The following is a 15,417-nucleotide window of genomic DNA, read 5'->3' on the forward strand; positions in this document are numbered from 1 at the left end:
CGGGGGTGCATACCCCCGGCAACCAAGGCCGAGGCCCGACACCGTTTTCAGATAGTTGTGCTGCACGCTCATTTCGCACCCTGCTCTTTCTTCTCAGCTCGCACTTTCAACTCCGCCGCCAACTTCACCCGCAACTCCGCGATCTTCTTCTCTTCCGCTTCGATCAGCGGATCGTATTGAAACACCTCAACCGCGTTCTTCCCTTGCTCATGTTTGCGGAACCCGAAGAGATACGTCTCGTTCTGCGGCCGCCAACGGTAGAAGAAGAGTTCGTTTTTCTTCTGAATCAACTCCGGAAGCTTTGCGGCGTATTCGAATGTGGAAAAATGATAAGGGTCGTCGTCGAAAGCAATGGAACTTGAAAGTCCGAGTTGCGGGCCGATTCCTAAACGAAAAAGACGTGAGTAACCCAAGCCGTTCAGCGCCATTCCATCTGCCGTAAGCAATTTGTGCGATGGCTCTTCCTTCAATGAGCTAACGATCGTTCGGTAAGGTTGAATCAGGTCCACATACCGATGTCCGCGCCGTTGCGATTCCGTTTGAATCGCCTTGCCGTATCGCTCAACTTCGAGGTTGTAAGCCGAAACACCGGAACTTTTCGACACAGACGGATTCTGAGGAATCGGCCCAAGCACCAAGATCCGCGCCTTCGTCGCTTCCAGCACGTCGAGCAGCTTGTTGAACCTGACGATGAAGTTCGGCAGTTCTTTCTCTCCGCCGAACGCTTCGACGTTGCCGTAGCCGACGAAGATCACCGTCGGCTTCGCGGCGTTCACTTGGTCGACGAGCGCTTTGAAGCCGTCGGCCGGTCGACCGAAGCCGGCTCGGGATTCACCTTCCACCGTGTCGCCGCTCCAGCCGAGATTGCGGAACGTCACGTTCCGGTCCGGCCAGGCCATCGTGAGCATGAGTTCCCAGTGGCCGTATTTCTGCTCGCGCTCGATGAGCGTGTTGCCGAGAAAGACGACCCGATCGCCGTCCTTAAGCTCGAACTTCGCAGTTGCAACTTTCTCGGGCTCGGCGGCATGGACCACGGCAGTACCGACGCAAAGCATCGCGGCGCAAAGAACGATCGACGATCTCATGACGGGCTCTCTCGAAGACTACGAAGAATGCGATGCCGTACTGTAATCGCGAGCGAAGAACGTCGCAACGAAGCGGCAATAAGTGCATGCAGCGCGATAAGCCTGCCTGAGGCGAGCGGCCGGTGTGAACCGGCCGGTCAGATTCCGTCTGCTTGCAGCGCCACGTTCAAGGGGCGTCTACACCGGATTGAATTGTCATCAAAACGTCATCGCGCTCCGAAGTGACCGGCCGGTTCACACCGGCCGCTCGCCCCGAATGGCGGCTACGCGATCAGTTCCCGAATCACATGCCCATGCACGTCGGTCAGCCGGCGGTCGATGCCGTTATGGCGCACGGTGAGTCGCTCGTGATCGATGCCCAAGAGGTGCATGATCGTGGCGTGAATGTCGTACACCGTCGTCGGATGTTCCCGCTCGGCCGGCTTGTAGCCCCATTGGTCGCTCGGGCCGTGCGACACGCCCCCCCGGATGCCGCCGCCGCAGAGCCAGTTCGTAAAGCAATACGGATTATGGTCGCGTCCTTTGCCTCCTTGCGTCGAAGGCATCCGGCCGAATTCCGTCGTCCAGAGAATGATCGTGTCTTCGAGCAGCCCACGCTGTCGCAGGTCTTGAATCAGCGCCGCCGCGCCGCGCGCCATGCCGGTCGCCAGCGGGCCATGATCGCGGCGCACGTCTTCGTGCGAGTCCCAATTGCGGCGCGGGAAGCCGTTGTCGTTGCCGCTCCAGATCTGCACGAACCGCACTCCGCGCTCGAGCAGCCTCCGGGCAACGAGGCACTTCTTGCCGAAGTAATCCGTCTCTTCGAGCGGGTTGATTTCCGCGTCGAACGTCGTCCGCCCGTGATCGAGTCCGTACAGCTTGAGAATATGCGCCGGTTCGCCTGAGAGATCGAGTGCCTCGGGCGCGGCGAGTTGCATTCGGGCGGCCAGTTCGTAACTGCGAATGCGCGCTTCGAGCCGCGAGTCTCCTGCGCGTGCCGCGGCATGCGTGTGGTTCAGCTTCGCGAGCAGCGCATGCGCCTCGGCCTCTTCGCGCGCGTTGACGAACTTCGCGCGACCGTCGGCCGTGAGATCGGCGATCGGCGGGTTCCGGCCGGGATAGATTTGCGTCCCAGCATGTTGCGCGGGCAGGAATGCCGAGTCCCAATTCTTCGGCCCGTTCGAGGCGAAGCCCCGATGATCGGGCAGAACGACGAACGTCGGCAAGTTTTCGTTCAAGCTCCCGAGGCCGTAGCTGATCCAGCAGCCCATCCCGGGAAAGCCCGGGTTTTGAAAGCCGGTCGCTTGCAGATACGTCGACTGACTATGAATGCCGGTCTTGCCGACCATGTTGTGTACGAACGCCATTTGGTCGACGCACGTGCCGAGCGCCGCGACCGGTTCGCCGAGCAACTTGCCGCAGTTGCCGTGCGGTTGGAAATCCCACTGCGGCCGCATCCAAGGCCCGAGCCCGTTCTGGAACGCCTCGACCTTCTCGCCGAAGTCTGCCGGCTTGCCGTCGTGCTTTACGAGTTCGGGCTTGTAGTCGAATAAGTCGATATGGCTCGCCGCACCTCCCATGAAAAGCTGCACCACGCGCTTCGCTTTCGGTGCAAAATGAGGCAGCCCAGGCAATCCGCCGGCGGCTTGCGAACCGAGCGGCGCCGGAGTCGCGGCCGGCGATTCATCGCCGAGGAGTGCCGCTAGGGCTAGGCCGCCGAACCCACCGCCGACGGTTTGCAGCAGCGCTCGGCGCGAAAGAAGCGATGGATCGTAGTGCATGGAATTGCTCGGCCGACGAAGTGCGTCTGAGGGACGTCAATCGATGAAGAAAAATTCGTTGAGGTTGAACAACACGCGGCACGTCGCCGCGAGGCCGTGCCGGCCGGCATAGGCGACGAGGGCCGCTTGTTCTTCGTCGCTCGGCTTCCGTCCGAGCGCTTCGTAGAAACCCTGCTCGATGCGCGCCGACAGCTCGGTTTCCGACGCCGTCAGCTTCGCGGCGAAGCGTTCGGCGCCGACGACCGTGAGTCCGTTGTTCAAGAGCGTGAGCGCTTGCAACGGCGACAGGCTTTCGTTGCGCTTGTCGACTTGCATCGACGGATCCGCACAATCGAACGTCGTCATAAACGGCTGCGGCTGCGAGCGCACGATGAAGCGATAGATCGAGCGCCGGTGCGACTTCGGATCGGTCGGGTCGTGCAAGCGGTATTCGTAATGCGGCGAGTGCTCCGGTTTCTCGACGACGAAGTCCTTGAAGCTCGGGCCGTACATCGTTCGATCGAGCAAGCCCGACACGGCGAGCAGCGAGTCGCGCAGCGCTTCGGCATCGACGCGCCGACGATTCGCTCGCCAGAGATAACGATTATCGATGTCGACTTCCTCGGCGTCGACCATTCCTTGCGCTGTGCTCTGCGCGGCGGTGCTCGCTTGCCGATACGTCGCACTCGTGACGATCAGCCGATGGAGCGACTTCAACGACTGCGCCGCGAGCGATGCTTTCTCCCCGCTCGTACTGCCGTCGCGAAACGAGGCCGCCAGCCAATCGAGAAGCTCGGGATGCGTCGGTTCTCGGCCGTTGCGACCGAAATCGTTCGGCGAGTCGACGAGCCCTCGACCGAAATGGTACTGCCACACGCGATTGACGATCGTGCGCCAAGTGAGCGGATTCTTCGAGTCGACGATCCAACGGGCCAGCGCTGCGCGACGTTCCCCTTCTCCGGCCGAGGCCGGAATCTCGAAGCGGGCCGGCAAAGCACCGATCGACGATACGGCACCCGGCCGCACTTCCTTACCGGGGTTAGAGACGTTGCCGCGCGCCAGTACGAAGATCGGTCGAGGCTTGCCGCCGCCGGCGCCGGTGCCGACGAAGTTCCCCGTGCCGGTATGCACTGCCCCGACGTAGCAAGTGTGTTGCGTCGGGAGTTTGGCGAGTTCGTGCGTCGCGCCGGCTCGGCGTTCGTCCAACGCCGCGAAGAGTCGTTTTTGTTCCGCCGTCGTCACTCGGTCGAACACCTCCGAGCGGCGCTTCGTCAACGCCGCGAGCTCTACCGGATCGCCCGCTCCGAGACCGGGATAGTAACCATCGACGAGGTTGGCCCGTCGCCAGCGAGCCGGCGCTTCGATCGAATCGAGCGCGGTCACGGTCTTGCCGGCGGCGACGTTGAGCCCTTGTTGGTCGAACACTTCGAGCTCGGCCAGCGCGAAGTTGAAATCGTTTTGACGAGGCGCGAGCTTCACGGCCGTAACGCGCACGTAGCGCGCCGGTTGTCCGCTCGCCGCCGCGGCTTGCGCTTGCACGCCCGGCCTCGGCACGTCGCGGTTCGTGTAGTCGGCCGCGACGACGACTCCCGACCGGAACGCAGCATCGTCGGAGATCTCGACTCGGTAACGAACGGGAAAGCCGAAGCCGTCGCCGATCCCCGCGAATGAGTCGCGGCAAGGGTGCAACACGATCGAGCCGATCGGCACGCGCTTGCCGAGATCGACTTGCACCCATTTCGCCGGGTGCTCGGCGCTCGCCTCTTGCCGGGGCGCGATCGCGCTGTGGTAGCCGTAGGCATCGGCCTTTTGCGGCTGCCCGACAGGGGGCTTTTGCAGCTTCACGATCTCGGTGTCGAGCTTTGCCAACTCTTTCCCTGCGCCGGCGACGATCGCTTCGTCGAGCTTGGTTCTTTCCGCCGCGATGCGCGTTTGCTCGGCGAGGAGCTCCGTGCGGCGGCGGGCCACGGCCGGATCGAGATCGTATTTCTTGTCCGTCCGGTCGACGGCCGCGAACACCGCTTGAAGGCTGTAATAGTCTTCTTGCGTAATCGGATCGAACTTATGGTCGTGGCATTGGGCACATTGCACGGTGAGGGCGACGAACGTCTGCATTGCGTTCGTGCTCATGTCGTCGCGATCGATATGTCGTGCGACTTTGCCGTCGATCTTCGACTCCGGAACTTCGGCGTGACCGATGAAATCCCAAGGGCCGGCCGAGATGAACCCGAGCGCTTCGAGCCCATCGCGCGTGTCGGGATACAAGACATCGCCTGCAAGTTGCTCGGCAACGAAGCGGCCGTACGGCTTGTCTTCATTGAAGGCGCGAATCACGTAATCGCGATACGGCCAAGCGTGCGGGCGAGGCTTGTCTTTGTCGTAGCCGTGGGTCTCGCCGAAGTGGACGACGTCGAGCCAATGCCGAGCCCAACGTTCGCCGTAGTGCGACGAGGCGAGCAACCGGTCGACGAGCTTTTCGTAAGCGGTCGGGTCGCGGTCGGCAAGAAAGGTTTCGATCTCGGCGGGAGTCGGCGGCAGGCCGACGAGGTCGAAGTAGAGCCGGCGAACGAGCGTGCGACGATCGGCTTCCGGCGACGGCGCGATCTTCAGCGCGGCGAGCTTCGCCCGGATGAAGGCGTCGATCGGATGGGTCGTTCCCGCGGCCGGCGGCAACGTCGGCTTCGCAAGCGGCTCGAGCGACCACCACTTCGCTCCTTCGAAGCGTCGATCGCGAAGTACGATTTCGGCCGGCCAAGCGGCCCCCGCCGCGATCCACTGCCGCAGCGCCGCGACCTCTTCCGTCTTCAGCGGCGCTCGCTTCTTAGGCATCAACGCCCGGCCCTCTTTGTCGAGCAAGACGTATTCGAGCAGCAAGCTTTCTTCGGGCTTGCCGGGAACGAGCGCCGGGCCCGACTCTCCCCCGCGCAGCGCCGCCGCACGCGTGACGAGCGAGAGCCCGCCTTTCGTTTCCGGTGGGTCGTTTGCCGTGGTCGAGGCCGCGCCGTGGCATTCGAGGCAGCGGCGTTCGAGGATCGGGGCGATGTCGCGATCGAAGGAAATCGCCGGTTCCGCGGCGTTGCCGACGAGGCTCGCTAATAGCGAGAACATGAATGCTAGGCGGGAGAATGACATGATTCCGTCACGACAAGCAGTGTGTACAAGCGGCAATAATTGGTCAGACCAATTTAGATGCTGCGATTATGCCCGCTCGTTCTCGGCGAGGCAAGTCTTTTTTTCCGTCCCTCGTTTTTAATCCGGTTTGCCGGCAAATCGAGGCCGCTTACGGCTGGTTCGCCAGATCGGTCAGGTGCTGCGAGTTCGTGGCGATGTGTTCGTGCATCGCCTTGCGCGCCGCGGCCGGGTCTTGCTTCCGCACTGCGGCCAATATCTTCGCGTGATGATCGTAGGCGAGTTGCGTTCCATACCGCCCCAGCGTGCGCCGCCGGCTCTCGATCAACAGCTCCTGAATCGGCGCGAGGATCAATTGAAAAATCGGGTTGCCGGTCGCCTCGGCGAGAATCGCGTGGAAGCGCATGTCGGCCTCGACGTGCGCCTTGAGCGAGGCTTGGCCGCTATGCAAGATCCGCTGCTCCGCTTCCAATCGCTTGAGTTGCTCGGCGGTGCGATGCTCGGCCGCGAGAGCCGCGATGGTCGTCTCGAGCGGCAGCCGAGCCGTACTTAAGTGGTCGAGTCGAATCAGTCCTTGCTTCAACAACCATTGATAGTTGAGCAACTGATGGCTGCCATCGGGTGCGCCGATACGCGTGCCGGAGCCTTGCCGACTGCGCACGAGTCCGACTCCCGCCAGCCGACCGATCGCCTCGCGCACGACGCTCCGACTCACGTTCCACTGCTCGGCCAAGTCTCGTTCCGGCGGCAAGCGATCGTCGGGCTTCAGTGTGCCGGAAAGGATCAACTGCTCGAGGTGCGTCGTGATCTCGGCGACCCGATCGGCGGTCGTCGGCGGGGTGGCGGTTTTGCGTTTGGTCGTTGTTTTTTTAGCGGGCATCGAGGTATGAGTTGTCAGTCGGACTCCAGCCGGTGGGCAGGCGAATTTGTGAGGCCCAGGCATAATGTAGCAGGCACGTTCCACGTGCCGTAGCCACACGTAGCATAAAAGCGCGGTGCGCCATGGCAACAAATTTACGGCGGAGCGAACCGGCCAGGGGCCTGACGGCAACCTGCTCGCCGAGATTGCATCCCGATCCGGCTGCTTGCTGCGATGTTGCGGGTGGTTACGGCACGTGGAACGTGCCTACTACTATTTATTTCAGCGACTTCAGATACGCAACGAGATCGCGGAGTTCGTCGAGCGTCATGACCTTGTCGAGTCCTTGCGGCATGATCGAAAGCTTGCCGGGCTGGATTTCGTCCACGTCGCCGCGCGGAATGCGCACTTCCTCGCGCTGCGCCGTCTTCAAGTAGATGGCCTCGGGAGTCTCGCGGCTCAAAATGCCGCTCCGTTCCAAGCCGGCCGAAGTCGTCACGCTCACGCTCTCATAGCCGCGCACGAACGACGCGCTCGGGTACAAGACCGACTCCAGAATATCCACCGGCGAGCGAATCTGGCCGACCTTCGTCAACTCCGGGCCGATGTTCGCGCCGCCGGCGCCCACCTTGTGGCATGAACTACACGCCGTCTTCTGCAAGCCGAACAGCATCCGGCCGCGAGCGATGTCGCCCCCGTCGATCTGCGCGATGAGCTCGGCGAGGCGGGCCCGCTGCGTTTCGAGGTCGCCGTTGATGCGCTTCAAGAGCGGCTTCGCAGCCTCGCGCACTTCCGGCGGATACGGGGCGACGAGCTTTTCGAGGCGCGTTGCCGAGACGTTATCGAGCCCCGGCGAAAGGGCGAGCGCCGCGATGAGGCGAACCCCTTCGTCGGCCGAACTGTCTTTTTCGAATTGCGTCAACAGTGCGGGCAACTCCATCGGTCCGGCCTTGGCGACCGCTTCGACGAGCGCCGTCCGTTGCGGCGGCGCGAGCGCTGCGAGGCCCAGCACATCGGCGGCCGCGAGCTTGTCGAGCGAGTCGGGAGCGGTGCGGAGCCGGTCGAGAAGAAAGGCGAACGTCGGGCCGTCGACCGCGCCGACGCGCGCGGCCAGGGTCTTCAACGCCGCAACGCGAAACTCGGCCGAGCGGGTCGATTCGGCGGCGAGCGTTTTCAAGTCGGCATCGAACGGCCCGGCCGCACCGCCGACGACCGCCGTGGTCGCGAGCGCTTGCCGGGCGACCGCTTCATCGGCGTCGTGCAGGCTCTTGGCGACCGCCACGGTCCATGGCTTCGGCAGCGCCGGGCCGGTCAACTCGCTCAAAGCCATCGTTTCCAAGAGCATGCGACGCGTCGCCGGCGAAGTCTTGGCGGCGACGAGCGTATCGGCGATCAGTTGTTGGATCGTCGGGTCGAGCTTATAAGCGACGAGCGTGTTGGCGACGAGCGGCGCCTGCTCGGCCGGGAGCGCGGGAGCCGCGAGTTTCGTCTTCAACCACGCGATGACTTCCGCGGCCCAAGCGGGATGCTTCTGCACCACACCGAGCGTCGCCGACTGCAACGGGGCATCCGGCGAGTCGAGAAACTTGACCAATTGCGCCGTCTCTAGGTTGTCGGTCAGCTTGCCCATCTGATCGAGCGCGATCAGCCCGGCCCGCGCGATCGGCGGCTCTTCGTCTTCCAGCATCAACAGCGCTTGGTCTTCGGCTTGCCGTTCGATCAGGCCGTAGATGACGGCATGTTCGAGGAACCGATCGGGCTCGATCCCTTTCAGAAGTTCCGGAAACAGCGGATCGTCTCCCTCTCCTTTCATCCGTCCGCAAAGCATCGCCACATCGCGCCGCACGGCGAGATCGTCGGAGCGGAAGACGATCCCTCGGCTCTGATCTCGATGCGATGCCAAGGCGACGCAGATCGCTTGGGCGGTCGACTCCGGCAAGCCGTCGGCCGCGGAAAGCAAATCGAGATATTCCAACTCTTCCGGGCCGCCGATGCGCGAGAGCGTCCAGACGATATCGCGCATAAGCGGCGTCGAAAGGTTCTCGGCAAGTTCGTATTGCGTGTACAGGAACTCGCCGACTTGCTTGTCTTTCTTACCGCGGCGCACGAACTCGTCCTTGACTCGATCTTGCACGGCCCAACGCTCGTCTTTCAGTCGCCGCAGCAGCGTCGTGTTCGAGACGTCGGCGGTCCATTTCATTTTCAATCCGCGCGGGTCGCTCGGTTTCGCCGTTCCGGTGCGCCGGATGCGATAGATGCCGCCGAGGAGCTCCGGCTTAGCAATTTGCGAATTCGGGCAACCGATGCGGAACCAGCCTCCGGTATCGACGACGAGCAAGCTCCCATCGGCGTCTTCGATCACATCGGTCAGGTGAACGTCTTGGTTTTCCGAGACGAGGAAATCTTCGTCCTTGGATTTGAAGGTGGCGCCCGAGCGTTCGAGCTTGGTGCGCACGATGCGGTGGGTGTTGAATTGCGCGTGGAACAGGTTGCCCGTATACTCCGTGCCGAGTTGGTTGCCGCGGTAGCGGAGGATGCCGCTCGGCGCGACGCGCCCGAACCGGCTCACTGCCGGCAGCAGGTCGCCGGTTCGTTTGAATTCGTCGAGCACCTTGGGAAAATACGGATACGCCCCGCCGTAGACCCAATGGACGATCGCATCGACCCGATCGGGCTTGTTGTCGAAGATGGCGACGGTGCCGAGCATCTCACCTTCTTCGGTAAAGCAAACCTCGACCGGATTATCCATGCCGCCGCCGGCGAAGGCCTGCACGTCCGAGCCATCGGGCTTGCAGGAAAAAATGCGAGCCGCGAGCCCCTTGCTCAGCGTTTTGCCTTGGGCGTCGGTGAAGGTGTGGCCGTGGCGACCGTCGCACCAATAGATCCGGCCGTCGGGACCGAGGAAGCAGCCGTGGATATCGGCGGCGTTGCCGGTGAAACCGAACTCCGAGACGAGGATCTTGCGCTCTTCGGCGATGCCGTCGCCGTCGGCGTCGCGCAGCCGCCAGATATGCGGCGGGCTCGCGGTGTAGACATAGCCGTCGTGCCAGAGAGCTCCCATCGGAAAGGTCATCTTGTCGGCAAACATCGTGCTCTTGTCGAACCGACCGTCGCCGTCGGTATCTTCGAGCCGACGAATGTTGTTCGGGAGCTTTTCGAGCAGTTCGGCGGCGCGCATGTTGTCGCCGGGTCCGTCGCAGATATAGAGCCGCCCCTGATCGTCGAACCCGCCCATCGTCGGATGATTCACCAGCGGCGGCCCGGCCACGAGCTCGATCGTGAAGCCCGGCGGCAGCTTCCACTGCGGATCATCGACGGCGCGAGCCGAGTTTGTGAATAGCAACCCGATTGCGAGGGCGGCGAGCGTTCGCGGTAGTAATAAAACGTTCATGCGGCACCGAAGAGAACTGAGTCGCGAGCGGAAGCCTCTATGGTAAGCGCCGGGGAGGCCGCGATGCAAACCGAGCTCCGTCAAAGTAGTAGGCACGTTCCACGTGCCGTAACCACGTGGGATGTTGGGGCGCGGAGACGATTCGGCGACGCTTGGTCGCGGCTGCCGGGGGTATCCACCCCCGGCTATAAACGATTTGCGTGATTGCGATCTCGAGGCGAGCTTCGTGTACGCAATGGCGACGGCATGCGGAGCATGCCTGCAACGTTGTCGGCGCGCTCCGTGTGCCGTACCATGTCGAGCATTTGCCGGATTCCCTCCCCTGCCCCGCCTGCTGCTCTTCGAGGTGTTTCGATGCCGATCCATTGCGGCGTATTCCGTTGTTTGGTTTTGATCGGTGTTGTCGCGTCCGCAATAGGCGTCGACGCCGCGGAGCCGCCGGCCGCGGCGCAGTTGCGCGTCGGCACGTTCACGATCGATGCCACTCCGCCCGAGGGGAGCCCGCTCTGCGATGGGTTGGTCGGGCCCGTGAAGAGCGTCGACGATCCGCTCACGGCCCGCGGCATCGTGATCGTCGGAGCAGAGTCGAATGCGACGAGTACGTCGGGTAAGCCGATCGTGTTGGTCGCTCTCGATTGGGTCGGCATCGGCAACTCGGGCTACGACCGATTTCGCGCCGAGATCGCCGCCGCCGTCGGGACGGTGCCCGAGCGGGTCGCGATCCATGCGCTGCACCAGCACGACGCGCCGGGCTGCGACTTCGAGGCGGAAGAGATTCTCGTCGCGCATGGCCTTGGAGGGGCGATGTTCAACGTCGCGCATGCCCGACAACAGATCATGGCGACGGCCGCGGCGGCGAAGAAAGCCCTGGCCGAGGCGAAGCCGGTCACGCACATGGGGCACGGCCAGGCGAAGATCGTCGAAGTAGCATCGGCACGGCGCGTGATCGGTCCGGATGGGAAGGTACTCTTCACGCGCACCAGCGCGACGAAGAATCCCGAAGCTCGGGCGATGCCCGAGGGGGTGATCGATCCGTATGTTCAGATGCTCAGCTTTTGGAACGGGAATGAACCGCTCGTCGTCGCGTCGTACTACGCAACCCATCCGATGGCGCACTACGGTGCCGGGCGGGTCAGCGCCGACTTCATCGGCTTGGGGCGCAACGCCCAGGAGAAAGCGAGCGGAGTGCCGCAGGTGCATTTCAACGGCGCCGGCGGCAACGTCACCGCCGGGAAGTATAACGACGGCGATGCGAAGAATCGGGGGCTGCTCGCTGAGCGGACGGCGCGCGGTATGGCCGAGGCTTGGGCCGCGACGAAGAAGACCGCGATCACCTCGGCCGACGTCGTGTGGCGGGTCGAGAACGTCGTACTGCCGGTGAGCCCGCGCTATGTCGACGAAGCGGTGCTGCTCGAGAAACTCGCGGACGACAAGGCGTTGAAGGTGGGGCAGCGCGTGCAGTACGCGCGGCACATCGCCTTCGCACGCCGCGCGAAAGCGAACCACCCGACACCATTACAACTTCTCAAGGTCGGGCCGGCTTATGTGCTGCACATGCCGGGCGAATTGTTCGTCGAATATCAATTGGCGGCGCAAGAGATGCGCAAAGGAGCCCCGGTGATGATGGCGGCCTACGGCGACTACGGGGCCGGCTATATCGGCATGAAATGGTCGTATCCGCAGGGGGGCTATGAGACGGGTGCGGTATCGCGCGTCGCCCCGGAAGTGGAAGATGTGCTCATGCCGGCAATGCGGCGCTTGCTCGGCGCGGAGAAAGAGTAGATAAATGCGAGGGGTCAGGGGTCGGAGGTCAGGGATCAGTTGCGAATCAGGAGTTCGCATCAATCTCGCTTCCGGCTTCTCTCTTCTGACCCCTGCCCCCCGACCCCTGACCCCTTCACTCTTCCAGGAGTTTCCCTATGCGAAACGTTTTTCAGCGCTCGATCGTGTTCACCGCTTTGGTCGCGCTTGGTGCGACCGGCTTTGCCAAGCCTTTCGAGAAGGCGACGCACGGCAAGATCGAATTGAAGTCGGTCGATGTCCTCGGCTTCGGACCCGACGGCGTGTTGCTGATCGGCGATGGTGCCGGCGCTTCGATCTACGCCGTTCAAACGAGCGAAGGGAAACCGACCGCGCAGCTCTCGGGCACGCATGCCGGGATCAATAAGAAGCTCGCCGCCGCGATCGGCGCGAAGCCCGATGGGATCGAGATCTTAGACTTGGCCGTGAACCCGATCTCGGGCACCGTGTATTTCGCGGTTCGTAAGCAAGACGACAAGTTGCCGATCGTGCTGACGGTGAACGCGGCCGGTGAGGTCGGTCTGTTCGCGATGGATAGCGTCGAATATGCCCGCGTGCAATTGCCGACGAAGAATTCGCCGATCAAGAAGGTTTCGGATGTGGCTTGGGTCGATGATAAGCTCATCGCTTCGGCCGGCGCTGCGGAAGAGTTCGCGTCGAAGATCTTCATCGTGAAGACCCCTCTCTCGCACGACGCGGCCGGCGAGTTGCACAGCGCCGAAACCTATCACGTAGCCCACGGCAAATGGGAAACGAAAGCCCCGATGAGCACGATCATGCCGTTTCAAGAAGACGGCAAGACGTACGTCGCCGGTGCGTTCGCTTGCACGCCGGTCGTGAAGTACCCGATCGACGCGCTGGAACCGAATGCCCACGTGAAAGGAACGAGCGTGATCGAGCTCGGCTCGGGCAACCGGCCGCTTGATATGTTCACCTACTCGAAGGACGGCAAGGAATATGTCCTCTCGAACACGTTCCGCTTCCACCACGCGAAGTCGCCGGTCGGGCCGAGCCCTTATTGGACGGTGAAGTTCGAGCGCGGCTTGCTCGACGAAGAGAAGAACGTGAATGAGAAAGCGGTTCGTCGCTTGTCGAAAGACGATCCGACCGCGCAGAAGATCACGGTCGTCGACGCCTTCCACGGCGTGACGCAAATGGATCGCCTCGGCGAGAAGGACGTCGTCGTGCTGCGTGAGAACGCCGACAAGACGCTCGATCTGGCCGTGTTGGCGTTGCCGTAACCCGTTGCCATTACGAACGGTCGCTTTTCGGTTGTAGGTGACGTGTGACTTCTTGGCTGCTCTGCTTGGCGCTCTGTTGCGCTCCGCCCGTCGGGGCGGAGTCTGCGCCGGCGGCGAAGCCGATGACGATCGAAATCAGGGCGGACGACGATCCCACGCGGGTCGTCGTCCGCTTTTCGTTATCGGAAGCGCTAGCCGCCAAATGGAACGAGAAGCCGATCGGCGAGGCGCAAGGCCGACGCCTGCTGACTTTGCGATTGCTGGACGAAAGCGTCTCGCCGGCCGTGGAAGGTCCGCCGCTGTTCGGTTCATATGAAGTTCACAATGGCGTGATTACGTTCAAGCCGAAGTTCGGCTTGGCGCGCGGCCTCGGCTATCGCGCGACGGCGTATCTCGGAGTCGCGGAAAGTCTCGGCGGAGCGAATTGCGTTCTCTCGGCGACCGAATACCGTGTGCCGGCGCTCAAGCCTCGGCCGGCGACGAAGGTGGCGTTCGTCGCTCCTCATGAAGAGGTCGTGCCCGCCAACTTGCTGAAGTTTTCCGTCGTCTTTTCGCAGCCGATGCGCGAAGGGCGCGAGATCTTCGAGCGGATTCATTTGTTCGATGCGGCCGGAAAAGAAATTCACGCTCCTTGGCGCGACATCGAACTTTGGACCCATAACGGCACTATGCTCGCGCTCTACATTCATCCCGGCCGGATCAAGCAAGGGGTGAACTTGCGCGAAGAACTCGGGCCGGTGCTCAGACCGGACCGAGCCTATACGCTGGTCGTCGATGCGGCGACGCGCGATGCCGACGGGCTGCCGCTTGGCGAAGAGTTTCGCAAGACCTTCAAGACCGGGCCCGAGCTGCGTAAGAAGATCGACGTGGCCGCGTGGAAAATTACTGCGCCGGCCGCCGGCACGCGCGACCAAGTCTTGATCGAGTTCGATCGCGCGCTGGATTGGCCTGCAGGCAACGCGAGAATCGACGACCCTGCGGGAGAGGTCGTCTTCGGGTCCGGCGGCTATTTTGCGACCGGGCTCGTCTCGCAATATAAGTATCGTCCGAACGTTCCTTGGCGAAGCGGAACGTATCGGCTCGTCGTCGATCCGAAGCTCACGGATCGGGCCGGCAACACGCCGCATACGGTTTTCGACCGCGACCTCGATTCGCGAGCCGATGATCCGTCGCATGGCCCGATCGAGCGGACCTTCACGATTCCCTAATCCTTCTCCCCGGCGGGAGAAGGTGGCCGAAGGGCGGATGAGGGGCGAAGCTCGAACGGCTTCGCATTCTACCAAGCCAATCGCGATCCGCCCCTCATCTGTCGGCTGCTGCCGACATCTTCTCCCGCGGGGAGAAGGGTTTGCCTGCTGCGTGGTCGGATGAAATCCTCGCAATGCGCGGCGGCTGAAATTTCCTTGCACCTTCTTTCGGCTGAGTTTCAACCTAGAATATCGGCAGGACCGAGCCGTCGGCCGGTGAGCCTACCCGCGCCCCTGAGGATGACGTAATGCAAGTCTTGGCGATCGACATCGGCGGCACGAACGTGAAGTTCATGACGAGCAACGCTACGGAATCGCGCCGATTTCCGTCGGGCCCGACGCTCACGCCCGACGAGATGACGAACCAAGTCTTGGAAGCGACGAAGGATTGGTCGTACGACGCCGTGACGATCGGGTATCCCGGCCCTGTAACGAACGACAAGGCGCTGCTCGAGCCGCGGAACTTGGGACGCGGCTGGGTCGGCTACGACTTCGGCAGCCACTTCGGCAAACCGACGAAGCTCATCAACGACGCCGCCATGCAAGCGCTCGGCAGCTACGAAGGGGGACGGATGCTGTTCCTCGGCCTCGGCACGGGGCTCGGCACGACGCTCATCATCGATAAAGTGATCGCGCCGATGGAGCTGGCACACCTGCCGTATCGCAAGGGGCGGACCTTCGAAGACTACGTCGGCGAGCGCGGCTTGGAGCGTTTGAAGGTGAAGAAGTGGCAACGGGCCGTACACGACGTGACGATGCGCCTGAAAGCGGCCCTCGTGGCCGACTACGTGGTCGTCGGCGGCGGCAACTCGAAAAAGCTCGACGAACTCCCGCCCGGCGCTAGGCTCGGCAACAACGCGAACGCCTTCGCCGGCGGCTTCCGCCTGTGGTACGACTACGCGTAGCCACGTTGGATGTCGGGGCGA

General features: G+C 62.8%; 9 protein-coding genes. 4 read left to right on the forward strand and 5 right to left on the reverse strand.

Going from position 1 to position 15,417, the window contains the following annotated elements; genetic code table 11:
- Positions 1–68 precede the first annotated feature (68 nt).
- From K8U03_12815 to K8U03_12835, 5 genes are all read right to left on the reverse strand, one after another.
- The gene (locus K8U03_12815) at positions 69–1,085 is read right to left on the reverse strand and encodes a hypothetical protein (GenBank protein MCE9605769.1); all 1,017 of its coding nucleotides are present in this window, start codon (positions 1,083–1,085) and stop codon (positions 69–71) included.
- Between the two features lie 263 nt (positions 1,086–1,348).
- A complete protein-coding gene (locus tag K8U03_12820) occupies positions 1,349–2,845 on the reverse strand; it encodes a DUF1501 domain-containing protein (GenBank protein ID MCE9605770.1) in 1,497 nt (498 codons plus the stop codon).
- A 36-nt stretch (positions 2,846–2,881) separates the two neighbouring features.
- Positions 2,882–5,956 (reverse strand): DUF1549 domain-containing protein, encoded by a 3,075-nt coding sequence (locus tag K8U03_12825; protein MCE9605771.1) that lies wholly within the window; start codon positions 5,954–5,956, stop codon positions 2,882–2,884.
- 148 nt (positions 5,957–6,104) lie between these two features.
- Positions 6,105–6,833 carry a FadR family transcriptional regulator gene (locus tag K8U03_12830; protein MCE9605772.1) on the reverse strand — a complete coding sequence of 243 codons (729 nt, stop codon included), beginning with the start codon at positions 6,831–6,833 and terminating at the stop codon, positions 6,105–6,107.
- A 256-nt stretch (positions 6,834–7,089) separates the two neighbouring features.
- Positions 7,090–10,203 (reverse strand): c-type cytochrome, encoded by a 3,114-nt coding sequence (locus K8U03_12835; GenBank protein MCE9605773.1) that lies wholly within the window; start codon positions 10,201–10,203, stop codon positions 7,090–7,092.
- A gap of 453 nt (positions 10,204–10,656) precedes the next feature.
- Here K8U03_12835 and K8U03_12840 point away from each other — a divergent pair, with 453 nt between their 5' ends.
- From K8U03_12840 to K8U03_12855, 4 genes are all read left to right on the forward strand, one after another.
- Positions 10,657–11,985, forward strand: a complete 1,329-nt coding sequence (locus K8U03_12840) for a hypothetical protein (GenBank protein MCE9605774.1) — start codon at positions 10,657–10,659, stop codon at positions 11,983–11,985.
- A 137-nt stretch (positions 11,986–12,122) separates the two neighbouring features.
- Positions 12,123–13,244: a hypothetical protein gene (locus K8U03_12845; GenBank protein ID MCE9605775.1), complete on the forward strand. Its 1,122-nt coding sequence runs from the start codon at positions 12,123–12,125 to the stop codon at positions 13,242–13,244.
- 44 nt (positions 13,245–13,288) lie between these two features.
- A complete protein-coding gene (locus K8U03_12850) occupies positions 13,289–14,452 on the forward strand; it encodes a hypothetical protein (GenBank protein MCE9605776.1) in 1,164 nt (387 codons plus the stop codon).
- 287 nt (positions 14,453–14,739) lie between these two features.
- Positions 14,740–15,396 carry an ROK family protein gene (locus tag K8U03_12855; GenBank protein MCE9605777.1) on the forward strand — a complete coding sequence of 219 codons (657 nt, stop codon included), beginning with the start codon at positions 14,740–14,742 and terminating at the stop codon, positions 15,394–15,396.
- Positions 15,397–15,417 lie beyond the last annotated feature (21 nt).

The sequence above is a fragment of the Planctomycetia bacterium genome, assembly GCA_021413845.1.
Taxonomy (GTDB): Bacteria; Planctomycetota; Planctomycetia; order Pirellulales; family PNKZ01; genus PNKZ01.